Annotated in this window: 17 protein-coding genes; 10 read left to right on the top strand and 7 right to left on the bottom strand. The window is 59.4% G+C overall.

Annotation, left to right across the window (positions count from 1 at the left end; genetic code table 11):
* The first annotated feature begins 1 nt into the window (after position 1).
* Positions 2-973, top strand: coding sequence for an IS110 family RNA-guided transposase (locus tag AC1MEW_RS13315; protein WP_480423023.1), 972 nt, complete (start codon positions 2-4; stop codon positions 971-973).
* Between the two features lie 29 nt (positions 974-1,002).
* Here AC1MEW_RS13315 and msrB read toward each other — a convergent pair whose 3' ends face one another.
* Positions 1,003-1,398, bottom strand: coding sequence for a peptide-methionine (R)-S-oxide reductase MsrB (msrB, locus tag AC1MEW_RS13310; protein ID WP_201205533.1), 396 nt, complete (start codon positions 1,396-1,398; stop codon positions 1,003-1,005).
* A 226-nt stretch (positions 1,399-1,624) separates the two neighbouring features.
* Here msrB and AC1MEW_RS13305 point away from each other — a divergent pair, with 226 nt between their 5' ends.
* Positions 1,625-2,836 (top strand): pyridoxal phosphate-dependent aminotransferase, encoded by a 1,212-nt coding sequence (locus AC1MEW_RS13305; protein WP_054052048.1) that lies wholly within the window; start codon positions 1,625-1,627, stop codon positions 2,834-2,836.
* A 310-nt stretch (positions 2,837-3,146) separates the two neighbouring features.
* Complete coding sequence (htpX, locus tag AC1MEW_RS13300) at positions 3,147-4,034, top strand: protease HtpX (protein WP_201205535.1); 888 nt, start codon at positions 3,147-3,149, stop codon at positions 4,032-4,034.
* Between the two features lie 172 nt (positions 4,035-4,206).
* Here htpX and AC1MEW_RS13295 read toward each other — a convergent pair whose 3' ends face one another.
* Positions 4,207-4,863, bottom strand: coding sequence for a thiopurine S-methyltransferase (locus AC1MEW_RS13295; protein ID WP_322269225.1), 657 nt, complete (start codon positions 4,861-4,863; stop codon positions 4,207-4,209).
* A 103-nt stretch (positions 4,864-4,966) separates the two neighbouring features.
* On the opposite strand from AC1MEW_RS13295, the gene AC1MEW_RS13290 reads away from it, so the two are divergent.
* A complete protein-coding gene (locus AC1MEW_RS13290) occupies positions 4,967-5,734 on the top strand; it encodes a DODA-type extradiol aromatic ring-opening family dioxygenase (RefSeq protein ID WP_322269226.1) in 768 nt (255 codons plus the stop codon).
* Between the two features lie 138 nt (positions 5,735-5,872).
* Here the strand turns inward: AC1MEW_RS13290 and AC1MEW_RS13285 are convergent, their stop codons facing one another.
* Entirely contained in the window at positions 5,873-7,546 is a 1,674-nt protein-coding gene (locus AC1MEW_RS13285; protein ID WP_123510266.1) for a DEAD/DEAH box helicase, read from the bottom strand.
* A 432-nt stretch (positions 7,547-7,978) separates the two neighbouring features.
* Here AC1MEW_RS13285 and AC1MEW_RS13280 point away from each other — a divergent pair, with 432 nt between their 5' ends.
* Positions 7,979-8,770, top strand: coding sequence for a crotonase/enoyl-CoA hydratase family protein (locus AC1MEW_RS13280; RefSeq protein ID WP_323570457.1), 792 nt, complete (start codon positions 7,979-7,981; stop codon positions 8,768-8,770).
* A 140-nt stretch (positions 8,771-8,910) separates the two neighbouring features.
* Here the strand turns inward: AC1MEW_RS13280 and AC1MEW_RS13275 are convergent, their stop codons facing one another.
* Entirely contained in the window at positions 8,911-9,666 is a 756-nt protein-coding gene (locus AC1MEW_RS13275) for a spermidine synthase (RefSeq protein ID WP_201191269.1), read from the bottom strand.
* Positions 9,667-9,827: 161 nt separating this feature from the next.
* Here AC1MEW_RS13275 and AC1MEW_RS13270 point away from each other — a divergent pair, with 161 nt between their 5' ends.
* A complete protein-coding gene (locus tag AC1MEW_RS13270) occupies positions 9,828-11,174 on the top strand; it encodes a class II 3-deoxy-7-phosphoheptulonate synthase (protein WP_201205460.1) in 1,347 nt (448 codons plus the stop codon).
* 108 nt (positions 11,175-11,282) lie between these two features.
* Here AC1MEW_RS13270 and AC1MEW_RS13265 read toward each other — a convergent pair whose 3' ends face one another.
* Together AC1MEW_RS13265 and AC1MEW_RS13260 are read right to left on the bottom strand one after the other, a co-directional pair.
* Entirely contained in the window at positions 11,283-12,512 is a 1,230-nt protein-coding gene (locus tag AC1MEW_RS13265; RefSeq protein WP_480426624.1) for a winged helix-turn-helix domain-containing protein, read from the bottom strand.
* 64 nt (positions 12,513-12,576) lie between these two features.
* Entirely contained in the window at positions 12,577-12,792 is a 216-nt protein-coding gene (locus AC1MEW_RS13260) for a DUF1127 domain-containing protein (protein WP_123410637.1), read from the bottom strand.
* A 96-nt stretch (positions 12,793-12,888) separates the two neighbouring features.
* Between AC1MEW_RS13260 and AC1MEW_RS13255 the strand changes: the two genes are divergently transcribed.
* A complete protein-coding gene (locus AC1MEW_RS13255; RefSeq protein WP_201191277.1) occupies positions 12,889-13,743 on the top strand; it encodes a LysR substrate-binding domain-containing protein in 855 nt (284 codons plus the stop codon).
* On the opposite strand, the gene AC1MEW_RS13250 is transcribed toward AC1MEW_RS13255, so the two are convergent.
* The gene (locus tag AC1MEW_RS13250) at positions 13,733-14,467 is read right to left on the bottom strand and encodes a sulfite exporter TauE/SafE family protein (RefSeq protein ID WP_323570458.1); all 735 of its coding nucleotides are present in this window, start codon (positions 14,465-14,467) and stop codon (positions 13,733-13,735) included. The genes AC1MEW_RS13255 and AC1MEW_RS13250 overlap by 11 nt on opposite strands.
* A 125-nt stretch (positions 14,468-14,592) precedes the next feature.
* On the opposite strand from AC1MEW_RS13250, the gene AC1MEW_RS13245 reads away from it, so the two are divergent.
* From AC1MEW_RS13245 to AC1MEW_RS13235, 3 genes are all read left to right on the top strand, one after another.
* Positions 14,593-15,549 carry a LysR family transcriptional regulator gene (locus AC1MEW_RS13245; protein WP_201205465.1) on the top strand — a complete coding sequence of 319 codons (957 nt, stop codon included), beginning with the start codon at positions 14,593-14,595 and terminating at the stop codon, positions 15,547-15,549.
* A 68-nt stretch (positions 15,550-15,617) separates the two neighbouring features.
* A complete protein-coding gene (locus AC1MEW_RS13240; RefSeq protein WP_322269230.1) occupies positions 15,618-16,079 on the top strand; it encodes a MarR family winged helix-turn-helix transcriptional regulator in 462 nt (153 codons plus the stop codon).
* A 365-nt stretch (positions 16,080-16,444) separates the two neighbouring features.
* Entirely contained in the window at positions 16,445-16,864 is a 420-nt protein-coding gene (locus AC1MEW_RS13235; RefSeq protein ID WP_201205469.1) for an organic hydroperoxide resistance protein, read from the top strand.
* Positions 16,865-16,878 lie beyond the last annotated feature (14 nt).

Genomic DNA, 16,878 nt, shown 5'->3' with positions numbered 1-16,878 from the left:
TATGTCCAGTTTCGTCGGCGTCGATGTCGCTAAAAACACCTTTGATATCGCTACACATCTGCCAAATGGCAAGCATAAAACCAAGGCCAAACTGGCTAACAATTCCAAGGGTTTCAAAGAGTTTGAAGTTTGGTTGCAGAAGCAGGCCGAGCCTTCGACCCTGATCGTGATGGAAGCGACCAGTGTCTATCATCTGGAGCTCGCCGAGTTCGTCTACAACAAGGGTTATCGGGTCTGCGTGGTGAATCCGGCCACGACTCACGCGTATGCGGGCAGCGAGTTACGTCGGATCAAAACCGACAAGAGTGATGCCAAGCTGATCGCCGACTTCGCTAAAGAAAAAAATGAAAAGCTCAAGCTTTGGGCTCCGGAACCGCTGAAGTTCCGCCAACTGAAGGCCATGGTTCGTCGCCTGGATGACCTTCAAGAGATGGAGCAAATGGAGCGTAATCGTCTGGACGTGTCCGACGAAAAGGTCAAAGAGTCGATCAACTCGGTGATTGGCCACATCGAAAAAGAAATCGTTGAAACCCACAAGGCGATCAAAAAACATATCGATGACGACCCCGACATGCGCCAGATGCGCGACTTGGTCGTGACCATCGACGGCATTGGCGAGAAAACGCTTGAGCGGTTGCTGGCTGAGCTGGGCGACCTGCGCAAGTACGACGACCCTCGAAAACTTGTCGCGGCTGCTGGCCTGAATCCAGAACTCCAGGAATCAGGGCTCCTCAAGGGCCGCAGCCCGATCTCGAAGATCGGCTCAGCGCGCTTGCGCGCAGGCCTATACATGCCGGGCTTGGTCGCGTTGCAACACAACAAAGCAATAATCGCCATGAAAGATCGCCTGAAGGCCAACGGCAAGGCCCCCAAGCAGATCATCTGTGCTGCCATGCGCAAGCTGCTGCATTACGTTTACGCAGTGCTCAAATCGGGCCAGCCATATGACCCTGAATTTGCGCTTGCTCGGTGAGATTCAAGACGGTATCTACAGGGCTCGCATTACGAGCGCGGAACGAGGTCCAGGCACACCGAGTTGATGCAGTAACGCAGGCCGGTCGGTGGCGGGCCGTCCGGGAATACATGCCCCAGGTGCGCATCGCAGGTGGCGCAGACTACTTCGGTGCGAATCATGCCGTGGCTGACATCGCGGATCTCGACCATCGCACTGTCGCCAATCGGCGCGTAGAAGCTCGGCCAGCCACAGCCGGAATCAAACTTGGTTTTCGAATCGAACAACGGCTCGTTGCAGCAGATGCAGTGGTAAACGCCGTCAGTCTTGGTGCCGTTGTACTTGCCGGAGAACGGTCGTTCGGTGCCTTTGAGGCGACAAACGTTGTATTGCTCCGGATCGAGCATGGCCTTCCATTCTTCCAGGGTTTTTTCCAACTTTTCCATCGTCACACCTCAGCAGCTGAAAAAGCCCGATCTGTACCTTTTCCACGGATCGGGCGGCACGTATGATTGCGCCTCGTCAAACGCCAGTCTGGCAGCCAGACCACGCGCATTCAAACGGATTTATGGGTGCTGCCTCTCAAGGCGTCAGGCCTGTGTGATTACGCAGGATTCCCAGTACGGTAGTTCATACGCCGCCTGGATCGTTCATTTTCGGGAACACATCGCCATGCAGGTCAGCAAATCGAACAAGCTCGCCAACGTCTGCTACGACATTCGCGGCCCAGTGCTCAAGCACGCCAAACGCCTGGAAGAGGAAGGCCATCGCATCCTCAAGCTGAACATCGGCAACCCGGCGCCCTTTGGTTTCGAAGCGCCGGATGAAATTCTCCAGGACGTGATCCGTAACCTGCCGACGGCCCAAGGCTACAGCGACTCCAAGGGTCTGTTCAGTGCGCGCAAGGCCGTCATGCAGTATTACCAGCAGAAGCAGGTCGAAGGCGTCGGCATTGAAGACATCTACCTGGGCAACGGCGTTTCCGAACTGATCGTGATGTCGATGCAAGCGTTGCTCAACAATGGCGACGAAGTACTGGTGCCGGCTCCCGACTACCCTCTGTGGACCGCCGCAGTCAGCCTGGCGGGCGGCAACCCGGTGCACTACTTGTGCGATGAGGGCGCCGACTGGTTCCCGGACCTGGCCGACATCAAGGCCAAGATCACCCCGAACACCAAGGCCCTGGTGATTATCAACCCGAACAACCCGACCGGCGCGGTGTACTCCAAAGAAGTCTTGCTGGGCATGCTCGAATTGGCCCGCTCGCACAACCTGGTGGTGTTCTCCGACGAAATCTACGACAAGATCCTCTACGACGACGCCGTGCACATCTGCACCGCCTCCCTGGCGCCGGACTTGCTGTGCCTGACCTTCAACGGTCTGTCCAAGTCCTACCGCGTCGCCGGCTTCCGCTCCGGCTGGATCGCCATTTCGGGCCCGAAACACCACGCCCAGAGCTACATCGAAGGCATCGACATGCTGGCGAACATGCGCCTGTGTGCCAACGTGCCGAGCCAGCACGCGATCCAGACCGCACTGGGTGGCTACCAGAGCATCAATGACCTGGTGCTGCCTCAGGGTCGCCTGCTGGAACAGCGCAACCGTACCTGGGAATTGCTCAACGACATTCCGGGCGTGAGCTGCGTCAAGCCGATGGGCGCGCTGTATGCCTTCCCGCGAATTGACCCGAAAGTCTGCCCGATTCACAACGACGAGAAATTCGTCCTCGACCTGCTGCTCTCCGAGAAGCTGCTGGTGGTTCAAGGCACGGCTTTCAACTGGCCATGGCCGGATCACTTCCGCGTCGTCACCCTGCCCCGGGTCGATGAACTGGATCAGGCCATCGGCCGGATCGGCAACTTCCTCAAGACCTACCGTCAGTAAGCTGACGTTCACCGTGCGACCCGGGTCGCACGGTGATTAATTCAGCAACACATCTCTGCACCTTGCCGCACATCTTTGTTGCCATCGCTGCCTGGTGACCGGTTTCGTGCGCGCGTCCAACAAAGACAGGGGCCACACAGTCAATCGACTGACAAACCCTTCCTGCGTCCACGTCGGAAATGCCCTGCATACAGCTAAACTATTGCTGTAGGACACAGTTTGAAATAGTCACTCGGTTGAATAGCACCGTGCAGCACCTTATATACCCCGCAGTACGCTACATCTTTAGCATGAGGAGATTTCTACAACCATGATGCGCATCCTGCTGTTTTTGGCCACTAACCTGGCGGTCGTGCTGATTGCCAGCATCACCCTGAGCCTTTTCGGCTTCAACGGGTTCATGGCGGCCAACGGGGTTGATCTCAACCTCAATCAGCTGCTGATTTTCTGTGCGGTCTTTGGTTTCGCCGGTTCCCTGTTCTCGCTGTTCATCTCCAAGTGGATGGCGAAGATGAGCACCAGCACCCAAATCATCAGCCAGCCGCGCACCCGTCACGAACAATGGCTGCTGCAAACCGTTGAGCAACTGTCTCGCGAAGCCGGGATCAAGATGCCCGAAGTCGGGATTTTCCCGGCCTACGAGGCTAACGCCTTCGCTACTGGCTGGAACAAGAACGACGCGTTGGTTGCGGTCAGCCAAGGCCTGCTCGAGCGGTTCTCGCCGGATGAAGTCAAAGCCGTCCTGGCCCACGAAATCGGGCACGTGGCCAATGGCGACATGGTCACCCTGGCGTTGATCCAGGGCGTGGTGAACACCTTTGTGATGTTCTTCGCGCGGATCATCGGCAACTTTGTCGACAAGGTGATCTTCAAGAACGAAGAAGGCCAGGGAATCGCCTACTACGTGGCGACCATCGTCGCCGAACTGGTGCTGGGTATCCTCGCCAGCTCGATCGTCATGTGGTTCTCGCGTAAACGCGAGTTCCGTGCCGACGAAGCCGGTGCACGCCTGGCCGGCACCAGCGCGATGATCGGCGCCCTGCAACGCCTGCGAGCCGAACAAGGACTGCCGGTGCACATGCCGGACACCTTGAACGCCTTCGGCATCAACGGTGGCGTCAAACAAGGGTTCGCCCGGATGTTCATGAGCCACCCACCGCTGGAAGAGCGTATTGACGCGCTGCGTCGTCGGGGCTGAGTCGCCCCGCACTAACAGAAAAGGCCCGCAGAGATGCGGGCCTTTTTTTGTCTGCTGATTGTTGTGGTATTTATCAGGGCCTCTTCGCGAGCAAGCCCGCTCCCACATTGGAATGCGTTCCCCATGTGGGAGCGGGCTTGCTCGCGAAGGCATCGGTACACCCAACACAAATCTATCGGCTGGAAACCCGGTAAACCCGCTCTTCAAGCCGCGTAACACCACCTTCCAGGAACTTCCAGCTCTGGCCCAGGATGTCCTGATCTTCCAGAATCTTCAGCTCCCACGAAGCGCCCAACAACCGTTGCACTTCGTCATCAAGCACAGCAAACGGCGGTCCGTCCATTTGCGCCTGGTCGTAGTCCATGGTGATCAAAAGCCCCAGGGAATCCTTTGGCAGAATCCGCTTCAAATGCTCGGCGTATTGCTCACGCATCGTCGGCGGCAAGGCGATCAACGCCGCGCGATCGTACAGCGCGCTGCAATCGGCGACATCGCCAGCGGTCAGCGCGAAGAAATCACCGCACCAAATCTCGATCGAACCCGCCCGATACACGGTGAAGGGGCCTTGGTCGCTGACGTCAGGGTCAAATTGATGCTCGTGGAAAAAGTCTTCCACCGCTTTTTCCGACAATTCGACGCCCAACACTTCATGACCACATTTAGCCAGCCACAGCAGGTCCAGGCTTTTCCCACATAAGGGCACCAGTACGCGCGCGCCCTCCTCCAGGCCCAGTTGCGGCCAGTACCGTTGCAGATATGGATTCACTTCCGGCAGGTGAAAGCCGATCTGATTCGACGTCCACCGCTTGTGCCAAAACTCCGGCTGCATAATTAATCCCGAAAATTCGATCAAAAGACGCTAAAACTTATATTAGATTTAGATCAATGATCTGACTGAAGATGGTGCCATCTTACCCCTCAGGAGCTCATTCATGTTCCCCAGCCTCTACATATCCCATGGTTCGCCGATGCTGGCACTGGAACCGGGGGCCAGCGGCCCGGCCCTGGCGCGCTTGGCTGCAGAAATGCCGAAGCCCAAGGCCATCGTGATTGTGTCGGCGCACTGGGAAAGCAACGAGCTGCTGGTCAGCGGTAACCCGCAGCCTGAAACCTGGCATGACTTCGGCGGCTTCCCAAAGGCCTTGTTCGAAGTGCAATACCCGGCGCCAGGCAATCCACAACTGGCGGCAGAGGTGGTCGAGTTGCTGAAAGCCGATGACTTGCCTGTGCGCATCGACGCCAAGCGACCGTTCGATCACGGGGTCTGGGTGCCGTTGTCATTGATGTACCCGCAGGCCGACATTCCGGTGGTGCAAGTCTCACTGCCAACCCGTGGCGGCCCGGCCCTGCAAACCCGCGTGGGTCATGCGCTGGCCAGTCTGCGCGAACAAGGCGTGTTGCTGATCGGCTCCGGCAGCATCACCCACAACCTGCGTGAACTGGACTGGCATGCCGGCCCGGAAAGCGTCGAGCCGTGGGCCAAGGCGTTCCGTGACTGGATGATTGAAAAACTGGCCGCCAACGATGAAACGGCGTTGCACGATTATCGCCAGCAGGCGCCGAACGCTGTGCGCAACCATCCGAGTGATGAGCATTTGCTGCCGTTGTACTTTGCTCGCGGGGCTGGGGGTGAGTTCGGGATTGCGCACCAGGGATTCACCATGGGGGCGCTAGGCATGGACATTTATCGTTTCGGGTAACGTTAAGATCAAAAGATCGCAGCCTTCGGCAGCTACGCGCCTGTGGGCGCTGCCGAAGGCTGCGATCTTTTTCAGGCAAAAAAAATCCCCGAACCTGTCGGGGATTTTTTATGTTCGATCAATCAGCCCGAGAGCGGATTAATCTTCGCGGTAGCGACGCAGCTTCAACTGCTTACCAGCAACGCGAGTGTCCTTCAGTTTGGTCAGGAGTTTTTCCAGACCATCTTCCGGCAGTTCAACGAGGCTGAAGCTGTCACGCACCTGGATGCGACCGATTGCTTCACGAGCCAGGCCACCCTCGTTGAGGATAGCGCCCAGCAGGTTCTTGGCAGCGATACCATCACGCGCACCCAGCGCGGTACGGCAACGAGCACGGCCTTCAGCCAATGCAACCGGAGCACGACGCTCACGATCACCACGGTCCGGACGATCACCGGTACGCTCTGGACGATCGCCGCGCGGTGCGTTGTTCGGCACCAGTGGACGTTCTTTCTCGATTGCAGCCAGGGTCAACGCCTGAGCGTTGGTGGCCTTGCGCAGCAGAGCAGCAGCCAGTGCACGCGGAGTGCAACCGATGTCAGCGGTCAGGCGATCCAGCAGATCACCGTGAGTCGATTCGGCATCAGCAACCAGCGGCGACAGGCTGTTGGTCAGTTTCTTGATGCGAGCATCGAGAACAGCTTGGGCGTCCGGCAGGCGAACTTCAGCAACCTTCTGACCGGTTACACGCTCGATCACTTGCAGCATGCGGCGCTCACGCGGAGTCACCAGCAGCAGTGCACGACCTTCGCGACCGGCACGGCCAGTACGGCCGATACGGTGAACGTAGGATTCCGGGTCGTACGGCATGTCAACGTTGAACACGTGAGTGATACGCGGAACGTCCAGACCACGAGCAGCTACGTCGGTCGCAACAACGATGTCCAGACGGCCATCCTTGAGGGATTCGATCACGCGCTCACGTTGGTTCTGAGCAATGTCACCGTTCAGCGCAGCGGCTTTGTAGCCTTTGGCTTCCAGGGCACTGGCCAGATCCAGGGTCGCTTGCTTGGTGCGCACGAACATGATCAGGGCGTCGAAGTCTTCAACTTCCAGCAGGCTCAATACAGCCGAGGTCTTCTGGTCAGCGTGAACCAACAGGTGAGCCTGTTCGATCGCGGTAACGGTCTGAGTCTTGGTCTGGATCTTCACGTGCTGCGGATCACGCAGGTGACGCTCGGCAATGGCACGGATCGACTGCGGCAGGGTCGCCGAGAACAATACGGTCTGACGGGTTGGAGGCAGAGCCTTGAAGATAACTTCGAGGTCGTCCATGAAACCCAGTTTGAGCATTTCGTCCGCCTCGTCGAGAACCAGGTGGTTCACGGTAGACAGGACTTTTTCGTCACGACGCAGGTGGTCGCACAGACGACCCGGAGTGGCGACAACAATCTGTGCGCCATTACGGATTGCTTTCAGTTGTGGACCCATAGGGGCGCCGCCGTAAACGGCCACAACGGTAACGCCCGGCATTTGCTTGGCGTAGGTTTCGAAAGCGGTTGCTACTTGCAGCGCCAACTCACGGGTTGGCGCCAGGATCAGGGCTTGCGGCTCGCGCTTAGCAGGATCGATGCGATGCAGGATTGGCAGAGCGAACGCGGCGGTTTTACCGGTACCGGTTTGCGCCTGGCCAATCATGTCGTGGCCGGCCATGATGATCGGGATCGATTGCTGCTGAATAGCCGAAGGCTCTTCGTAGCCAGTCGCGATGACGGCTGCAAGAATATTCGGATTAAGATTAAAAGCGGCGAAGCCGCCGGTTTCCTGGGTCATGGGTCTGCCTCTAAGTGCATCCGCAAAGACCCATGCTCCAAAGCTGCGCATGCCGTGTAAGACTCAAGAGTCGCCCTGGCTGCTTTGTCGGCGGGGATTTGCGAAAACGAATGAATGAAAAAGATTCGTCAAGGAAGAGTCCGCTGTGCGGACGTGCAGCCGAAGCTGACTTCGGGGAATTGCGCTACCTAAACGCGGCCCGGTTAAAGGCCGGCGCGCACTATACCGGAATTCGCCCAAAAAGGGAGCATTATTTGTCGGAAAAATGACGCATACACCGTTATGTCACAGGCTTTGCGGATAATCGTGCAACGGTCTATTTTTCAAAGGCCCGGCCCTGCTGGCGATGGCGCTAAAACGGTTCACCCTTGAGATACAGACCTTCGGTCTGACACCCCCCATCCCGCCCCTTCCCGCCCGAGGAAATGCCTCATGAATCAGCCCGTTTCCAGCCGTGTCAGCCGCGAACGACGCGGCCATGTCCTGTTGATCGGCCTGGACCGGGTCGCCAAGCGCAACGCCTTCGACCTTGATCTGCTCAATGAACTGAGCCTGGCCTACGGCGAGTTCGAGGCCGACAGCGAAGCGCGGGTGGCGATCGTGTTCGGCCATGGCGAGCATTTCACTGCCGGGCTCGACCTGATCAATGCCAGCGCCGCCCTCGCCAACGGTTGGCAGGCACCACCTGGCGGCTGTGATCCATGGGGGGTGTTCGCCGGGCCCAGGGTCAGCAAACCGGTGATTGTCGCCGCCCAGGGTTATTGCCTGACCATTGGCATCGAGCTGATGCTGGCCGCCGATATCAACCTCTGTGCCAGCAATACCCGTTTCGCCCAGATGGAAGTGCAGCGCGGGATCTTCCCGTTCGGCGGCGCCACCCTGCGTCTGCATCAAGTGGCCGGCTGGGGCAACGCCATGCGCTGGCTACTGACCGGCGATGAATTCGACGCCCATGACGCCTTGCGTCTGGGGCTGGTGCAGGAAGTCATGGCCAGCGAGGATTTGCTGCCGAGGGCGATTGAACTGGCCGAGCGCATTGCCCGACAGGCGCCGCTGGGGGTTCAGGCGACGCTGATGTCGGCCAGGCAGGCGCGCTATGAAGGGGAAACGGCGGCGGCGCAGGCGTTGCCGCCGATGGTGAAGAAGTTGCTGGCGAGTGAGGATGCAAAGGAAGGCGTGCGGTCGATGGTTGAAAAGCGACCCGGCGTTTTCAAAGGCTGCTGACCACAGCGCTTTTGTGGCGAGGGAGCTTGCTCCCGCTGGGCTGCGAAGCGGCCCCAAAAACCTGGTATTCCATGCAGATTTTGTGAGTGCTGCGCACTCAAGCGGGAGCAAGCTCCTTCGCCACAGGTAACCTCATCGCTTTACGTCGCCGGGCGAATCGCCTTGATCAAGGACGTCAACGAATACCCCAATCGCGGCGCCAGCCCTTCGGCCCGGGCGATCAAGCCGTCCATGTCCAGTTCCTGATCCAGCTCCGACGGCACGATCAGGATCACATTGCCCTCCTTCACCGGCAGCTCCCAGTAATGGCGGTGGTAGAGCCCGCGCAACAACGCCGCACCCAGCGGTTTACCATCGTCGGTCGCCCACTGATTGATCACCAGCCAGCCACCCGGATTCAAGCGTTTCTGGCAATCGGTCAGAAACCCCCAGGCCAGATGCCCGACGCCGGGCCCGACATCGGTGTAAAGATCGACGAAAATCAGGTCCGCCGGCTCGGCCGTGTCGAGCAGTTCCAGCGCATCGCCAACCCGGATGTACAACCGAGGATCGTCATCCAGCCCCAGGTATTCGATGGCCAGGCGTGGCACGTCGGGGCGCAACTCGATGGCTTCGACGTCTTCCAGCGGCAGGAACTTGAGACAGGCCTGGGTCAGCGTGCCGGCGCCAAGGCCCAGGAACAGCGCGCTTTCCGGCTGTTCATGGCACAACGCGCCGATCAGCATGGCGCGGGTGTAGTCGTACTCCAGCCAGCTCGGATCGGCAGTGAACACGCAGCTTTGCTCGATGGCATCGCCGAATTCGAGAAAACGGTAATCGGCCACTTCCAGCACGCGAATCACGCCGAACTCATCCTGTACCTCGGCGAGCAGATGCTCGACGCGCTCCTCAGTCATTTCGTCTCCTGATCGTCACCGGGTCTGCCACTTGGCAAACGGTGACGCAATACACCGCAACATGAAGCGGCAAAGGCGCGATTGTCCGCGAAGCGACGGGAATAGGTCACGCACTAATTGCTGATAACATGAGCGCCCGTGCGTAAACACTAGAGAACGTGATGAGCCAACCCTGGAGCCCTGACAGCTGGCGCGCCTTGCCGATCCAGCAACAACCCCAATACCCCGACGCAGCGCATTTGCTGCAGGTCGAGCAAACCCTGGCCAGCTATCCGCCGCTGGTGTTTGCCGGTGAAGCCCGGGAGTTGCGCCGTCAGTTTGCCGAAGTGACCCAGGGCCGCGCGTTTCTGTTGCAGGGCGGCGACTGCGCCGAAAGCTTCGCCGAGTTCTCCGCCGCGAAAATCCGCGACACCTTCAAAGTGTTGCTGCAAATGGCGATCGTCATGACCTTCGCCGCCGGTTGCCCGGTGGTCAAGGTCGGGCGCATGGCCGGCCAGTTCGCCAAGCCGCGTTCGGCCAACGACGAAACCATCAACGGCGTGACCCTGCCCGCCTACCGTGGCGACATCGTCAACGGCATCGGTTTCGACGAAAAAAGCCGCGTCCCGGACCCGGAACGCCTGCTGCAGTCCTATCACCAGTCCACCGCGACCCTGAACCTGCTGCGCGCCTTCGCCCAGGGCGGGTTTGCCGACCTGCATCAGGTGCACAAGTGGAACCTGGATTTCATCGCCAATTCGGCCCTGGCCGAGAAATACAGCCATCTGGCCGATCGCATCGATGAAACCCTGGCCTTCATGCGCGCCTGCGGCATGGACACCTCGCCACAACTGCGCGAAACCAGTTTCTTCACCGCCCACGAAGCGCTGCTGCTGAACTTCGAACAAGCCTTCGTCCGTCGCGACAGCCTGACCAACGATTACTACGACTGCTCGGCCCACATGCTGTGGATCGGCGACCGTACCCGTCAGCTCGACGGCGCACACGTCGAGTTCCTGCGCGGCGTGAACAACCCGATCGGCGTGAAAGTCGGCCCGAGCATGAACCCCGAGGACCTGATTCGCCTGATCGACGTGCTTAATCCGGACAACGATCCAGGTCGCCTGAACCTGATTGCACGGATGGGCGCGAACAAGGTCGGCGATCATCTGCCGCAGTTGATTCGCGCTGTTGAGCGTGAAGGCAAGAAAGTGCTGTGGAGCTGCGACCCGATGCACGGCAACACCATCAAGGCCAGCAGCGGCTACAAGACCCGCGATTTCGCGCAAATCCTCGGCGAGGTTAAGCAGTTCTTCCAGGTCCACGAAGCGGAAGGCACCTATGCCGGCGGTATCCACATCGAAATGACCGGGCAGAACGTGACCGAGTGCATTGGTGGCGCGCGGCCGATTACCGAGGATGGGTTGTCGGACCGTTACCACACCCATTGCGATCCGCGGATGAATGCTGATCAGTCGCTGGAGTTGGCGTTTTTGATTGCCGAGACGTTGAAGCAAGTCCGCCGGTGAGTCAGCCAGTCTCTGGTTGATTGACCCTACCGCTATCGCGAGCAAGCTCGCTCCCACAGTGGATCACCTAACCCCTGTGGGAGCGAGCTTGCTCGCGATGACGTCAGCTCAATCACCACAAATTTGAGCCAATGCCACCCTTAACCGCCCCGCACTCACCCGCTGACAATTCAACTGCACCCGCTCCAAGCCCAACCAATCCGCCATCTGCCGCAAATTGACCGCCAACGCCATCATCCCCGCCTCATCCAGCCCCGGCTCTTCTTCATGCACGGCGTGCACCGCCAAACGGCCCAACGCCCGTTCAGCGCGCAAATCCACCCGCGCAGCAATCCGTTCGTTGTGCAAAAACGGCAACACGTAATAGCCGTAGACCCGTTTGTCCTTCGGCGTGTAGATCTCCAACCGATACCGGAAATCAAACAACCGCTCGGTGCGGCTACGCTCCCAGATCAGCGAATCAAACGGTGACAGCAAGGCGCTGGCCTCGACCTTGCGCGGCACCTTGGGCTCGGGCAGGCAATAAGCCGGATGCCGCCAGCCCTCGACTTCGCAGGTCAGCAGCTCACCGGCCTCGACCAACTCAGCCACACGCCGTCGGCTGTCGGCCGGGTTCAGGCGAAAATAGTCCCGCAGGTCCTTTTCCGTCGCCACACCCAAGGCATTCGCGGCATGCAACAACAGACCGCGTTGGGCTTCGGCTTCTGTGAGCAAAGGCTGCTGGAGAACGGCCGAGGGAATGACTCGCTCTGGCAAATCGTAAAGCCGTTCGAACCCGCGCCGGCCAGCGACAGTCACCTCCCCAGCGGCAAACAGCCATTCCAGCGCATGCTTTTCGGCGCTCCAGTCCCACCACGGCCCGGCCCGTTCCTGACGGGTCGACAAACTGCCAGCACCCAGTGCGCCCAATTTCTCAACCGAACCCAGCACCCGGCGAATCGTGTCCTGTTCCTCACGCCCAAACCGCGCCAGTTGCTGGTAGATGTCTTCGCCACGGGTAGCGCGCTGCATGCGCCAGCGCATCAGCGGGTACATGGACAACGGCAACAACGAAGCTTCGTGGCCCCAATATTCGAACAACGTGCGTCGACGGCCCTGACTCCAGGCAGCCTGGTCGAGCAAGTCGGATGAATAGTTGCCGAGGCGGGAAAACAAGGGAAGGTAGTGCGAGCGCACTAACGCATTGACCGAATCGATCTGCAAAATGCCCAGGCGTTCGATCAGTCGGTTGAGTTGTACCGGCTTGATCGCCGCTGGCGGCTGGCGCCCGTTGAACCCTTGGGCAGCCAGTGCCAGACGTCGAGCCTGTTTGTTGGAAAAGGACAGCGTTGCGGGCATGAGCATCTCCTTGTCTGCTCGCAACCTACCTCACCAGGAAGGGGTTTGTGTAGCAATGGAATCATCATTTATGCATCGGATCGTCCCAGAACGGCCGGATCGATTCGTGCTCGACATCCGCACGACTCACACCGATGTCCTTCAGCGCTTCATCGCTCAGGCTCGCCAATAGCTCACGTTCGCGGTGAAGTTCGTACCAGCGACTAAACTTGTGCAGCAAATCGGAAACCGCGTGGATTGAGAATTTTTCTGCCGTTACATGCTCGTGTTGACCTTTCATCATGTCGCCCTCCTTTAGGGATGGCTCAAGTCTCGCGCCGGAGCTAAGATCAATCCAACGAATGTTTCTGATGGTATGCATCTCGGAGATTGATGAATGTCGGCGTACCCAAGTATCGATACTGATGTACTGCGCACCTTTGTTGCCATCGCCGACCAGGGCGGCTTCACCCGTGCCGGCGAAATGGTCAACCGCACTCAGTCTGCGGTGAGCATGCAGATGAAACGCCTGGAAGAGGACGTGTTGCAGCGCCAGCTGTTCGAACGCGACGGGCGCCAGGTCAAGCTGACCGCCGAAGGCCAGGTGCTGCTCGGCTATGCGCGACGCATCCTCAAACTCCACAGCGAAGTCTTCAATACCCTGCGCGAGCCGCACATGGTCGGCACGGTGCGCATCGGCACGCCGGATGATTACGTGATGCGCTTTCTGCCGGGGATCCTGTCGCGCTTCGCGCAGTTCTACCCGCTGATCCAGATCGAAGTTCATTGCGAATCGACCAAGCAACTGTTGCAGCGCCAGGACCTGGACTTGTCGATCGTCACCCGTGAGCCGGGCACCGAGATTGGCCAGTTGCTGCGCAAGGAACGTTTTGTCTGGGCCGAAGCGCAATGTTTCAGCGCCCACGAGCAAACGCCCCTGCCCCTGGCGATGTTCAACAGTGATTGTTTCTGCCGGTTGTGGGCGTGCAACGCCCTCGACGCGATGGGCCGCGATTACCGCATTGCCTACAACAGCTCGAGCCTGTCGGCGCTGATGGCGGTGGTCAGCGCCGGGCTGGCGGTGACCGCGCAACTGGAAAGCCTGATCACCCCGGACATGCGCATCCTCGGCGCCGCCGAAGACCTGCCGCTGCTGCCCGAGGCCTGCATTATGCTGGTGCGCAACCTGCACAACCCGTCGCCAATCACCGAATGCCTGGCCGAGCACATCGTCGAAGGCTTCAAACTTTAAACGCGAGCATCACCGCACAGAACACCAGGAAACCACAGAACAGCCCGCGCAGCAGCCGTTCCGGCATGGCGTGAGCGACTTTCACACCCCAACTGATGCTCAGCAATCCACCGACTGCCAAGGGCAGGCCAATCATCCAGTTCACTTGATGATGCGCCGCGTAAGTTACCAAGGTAACGCCGGTGCTCGGCAACGCCAGCGCCAGCGACAAACCTTGGGCCACCACCTGAGTGGTGCCGAACAGGCTGGTCAGCACCGGCGTCGCCACCACCGCCCCGCCCACACCAAACAACCCGCCCATGGTCCCGGATGCCGCGCCCAGCACGCCCAGCCATGGCCATGAGTAATGCATTTGTGAGGATGCCGGCGCGTTGGCAGTGAACATTCGCACAAGGTTGTAGGTCGACAGGGCGACCAGGAACGCGACAAATCCCACGCGCATGGTTTGCGCATCAATGCCCACTGCCCAGATCGAACCGATCCAGGCAAAGCAGAACCCCATCGAAGCCAGTGGCAATGCATGGCGCAATTCAATGCGATTGCGTTGGTGATAACGCCACAGCGCGAGCATCACGTTCGGCACCACCATCACCAGCGCCGTGCCTTGGGCCAGTTGCTGGTCGAGCCCGCACAACACGCCGAGCAGCGGAATGGCGATCAGACCACCGCCAATGCCGAACAAACCACCCAAAGTGCCCAGGGCCGCGCCAAAGATCAGGTACATCAAAAACTCAATCACAGGCCAATTCCCTCTCGTCAGGTCTTTCATCCTACGCAGTCGGCGCTAGCGGGGAAACGCACAGCAACGCACAATGGCTGTGCCGATTTCGCACAGGCACTGGTAGAACCATGAACCCCAATCAATTGACCGACCAACTCGGGCTGTTCCTTGATGTGCTGGAAACCGGGAGCTTTTCCGCCGCGTCCCGGCGCCATCCGCTGACGCCTTCGGCGGTGGCCCGACGCATCGACAGTCTGGAAAACGCGGTCGGCAGCCAGTTGTTTCTGCGTAGCACCCACGCCGTGCGCGCGACCCCGGCCGGGTTGGCGTTTGCCGAACGTGCGCGGCGGATCGTTGCCGAGCTGCGCCTGGCCCGGGCCGAAGCGGTGTCCCTGAGCAGCGCGCCCGAAGGCTTGATTCGGGTCGACGCGCCAGCGGCATTCGGACGCCGGCATCTGGCCCCGGTCATTGCCGATTTTCTGATGCTGTATCCCGGCCTCGACGTGCAATTGCACCTGATCGACAGCTTTGTCGACATGCAGGGCTTGAACCTGGGCAAGGTCGATCTGGTGCTGCGCGCCGGGCAGATCGCCGATACCCGGCTGGTGGCCACACCGCTGGCGAACATGGTGCGCATTGCCTGCGCCAGTCCCGACTATTTGAAGCGCCGAGGCGTGCCGACCGATCCGTCGCAACTGAGCGAACACGATGGTCTGGACTGGGACGGCCTGGCCCCGCCCTTCGCCTGGCGCTTTGAACGGGACGGGCACATGCAGTTGCACCGACCCGCGCGCATCCGCATGAGCGCCAACAATGCCGAAGCGCTGGTCTGCGGCGCACTGGCCGGGCTGGGCATCGCGCACCTGCCGACATGGCTGGCCAGCGAATACCTGCTGCGCGGCGAACTGCTGCCGCTGTTCTGCGAAAAGGGCTTGCCAAAACCCGAGACCGCAGGGATTTACGCTCTGCGCCTGGAGCAACAGGCCAGTTCTCGCAGTCGTTTGCTGCTGGAATACCTGAAAACCCGCTTCAGCCCGATTGCCCCATGGGATCTGGCGCTGCAAAGCGATCTGGGCCGGCACTAGCCATAATTATCTGGCGCATTAAAGATTCGCCCGCTAGATTCATGACGATCACTGATCAAGGCTTTGACATGACCACCGAACGCAACACCCCGGACAACTGCGACAACCTGCTGCTGGACAATCAGGTCTGCTTCGCCTTGCACTCCACTTCGCTACTGATGACCAAGGTCTACAAACCTTTGCTGCAAGCACTGGGGCTAACCTATCCGCAGTACCTGGCGATGATGGTGTTGTGGGAACGGGATGGATTGACCGTAGGCGAAATCAGCACGCGGCTGCTGACCGATCCGGGGTCGTTGACGCCGCTGCTTAAACGCCTGGAAGTCGAAGGTTTGCTCAGCCGGACCCGCAGCCGTGAAGATGAACGGGTGGTGATTGTCGAACTGACCGAACAGGGTCGCGCCCTGCGGGACAAGGCTCGGGACATTCCGCAGTGCATCCTTGGCGCCAGCGGGCAGACAATTGAGCAGTTGAAGAAGCTGCAAGCGGATCTCCAGGAGCTGCGCAGCCACCTGCAAGACAGCCTCTGATCTCCAATCCACCACAATTCCCCTATGGGAGCGGGCTTGCTCGCGAAAGCGGTGTGTCAATCTGCATTGATGTCGACTGACACACCGTTTTCGCGAGCAAGCCCGCTCCCACATTTGTCTTATGGCGTTGCTGAAGCCATCGTTCACTCCCTCTTCGCAAAAAAAATCACTCGCCGAAGATCCTGAACCAATCGCTCTAACTCAATAGTCTTTCCGGCATTCGACGCCCCGCTCATTCGAGTTCGCCAAACTTTTTCAAAAATTTATATTGCGCGCAAACTATTAGCGAACTACATTTACCTCGCAGTTACTTAGCGCGCAAATATTTAGCGCAAAACACCAAAAACCCGAATGAGACTCACACCATGCAAACTCTCTACACCGCAATCGCTACTTCCACCGGTGGCCGTGACGGTCGTGCGGTTTCCAGCGACGACATCCTCGACGTCAAACTCGCCACTCCGAAAGAACTCGGTGGTGCTGGCGGCTCGGCGACCAACCCGGAACAACTGTTCGCCGCCGGCTACTCCGCCTGTTTCATCGGCGCACTGAAGTTCGTCGCCAGCCAGACCAAACGCACCATCCCGAACGACGCTTCGATCACCGCCCATGTCGGCATCGGCCAGATCCCGGGCGGTTTCGGACTGGACATTGACCTGCACATCAGCCTGCCGGGTCTTGAGCAAGCCGATGCACAAACCCTGGTTGATGCCGCTCACCAGGTCTGCCCGTACTCGAACGCCACCCGTGGCAACGTCGATGTGCGTCTGCACGTCACCGTTTAACTGCTGATTCCAGG

The sequence above is a fragment of the Pseudomonas sp. ASL4 genome (assembly GCF_056680395.1).
Note: the sequence above shows the minus strand (reverse complement) of the source record. Positions and strands in the feature narration are given on the sequence as shown.

Coding starts and splice junctions, on each gene's coding strand:
- AC1MEW_RS13315 (WP_480423023.1), top strand. CDS start 2: ATGTCCAGTTTCGTCGGCGTCGATGTCGCTAAAAACACCTTTGATATC.
- msrB (WP_201205533.1), bottom strand. CDS start 1,398: ATGGAAAAGTTGGAAAAAACCCTGGAAGAATGGAAGGCCATGCTCGAT.
- AC1MEW_RS13305 (WP_054052048.1), top strand. CDS start 1,625: ATGCAGGTCAGCAAATCGAACAAGCTCGCCAACGTCTGCTACGACATT.
- htpX (WP_201205535.1), top strand. CDS start 3,147: ATGATGCGCATCCTGCTGTTTTTGGCCACTAACCTGGCGGTCGTGCTG.
- AC1MEW_RS13295 (WP_322269225.1), bottom strand. CDS start 4,863: ATGCAGCCGGAGTTTTGGCACAAGCGGTGGACGTCGAATCAGATCGGC.
- AC1MEW_RS13290 (WP_322269226.1), top strand. CDS start 4,967: ATGTTCCCCAGCCTCTACATATCCCATGGTTCGCCGATGCTGGCACTG.
- AC1MEW_RS13285 (WP_123510266.1), bottom strand. CDS start 7,546: ATGACCCAGGAAACCGGCGGCTTCGCCGCTTTTAATCTTAATCCGAAT.
- AC1MEW_RS13280 (WP_323570457.1), top strand. CDS start 7,979: ATGAATCAGCCCGTTTCCAGCCGTGTCAGCCGCGAACGACGCGGCCAT.
- AC1MEW_RS13275 (WP_201191269.1), bottom strand. CDS start 9,666: ATGACTGAGGAGCGCGTCGAGCATCTGCTCGCCGAGGTACAGGATGAG.
- AC1MEW_RS13270 (WP_201205460.1), top strand. CDS start 9,828: ATGAGCCAACCCTGGAGCCCTGACAGCTGGCGCGCCTTGCCGATCCAG.
- AC1MEW_RS13265 (WP_480426624.1), bottom strand. CDS start 12,512: ATGCCCGCAACGCTGTCCTTTTCCAACAAACAGGCTCGACGTCTGGCA.
- AC1MEW_RS13260 (WP_123410637.1), bottom strand. CDS start 12,792: ATGAAAGGTCAACACGAGCATGTAACGGCAGAAAAATTCTCAATCCAC.
- AC1MEW_RS13255 (WP_201191277.1), top strand. CDS start 12,889: ATGTCGGCGTACCCAAGTATCGATACTGATGTACTGCGCACCTTTGTT.
- AC1MEW_RS13250 (WP_323570458.1), bottom strand. CDS start 14,467: ATGTACCTGATCTTTGGCGCGGCCCTGGGCACTTTGGGTGGTTTGTTC.
- AC1MEW_RS13245 (WP_201205465.1), top strand. CDS start 14,593: ATGAACCCCAATCAATTGACCGACCAACTCGGGCTGTTCCTTGATGTG.
- AC1MEW_RS13240 (WP_322269230.1), top strand. CDS start 15,618: ATGACCACCGAACGCAACACCCCGGACAACTGCGACAACCTGCTGCTG.
- AC1MEW_RS13235 (WP_201205469.1), top strand. CDS start 16,445: ATGCAAACTCTCTACACCGCAATCGCTACTTCCACCGGTGGCCGTGAC.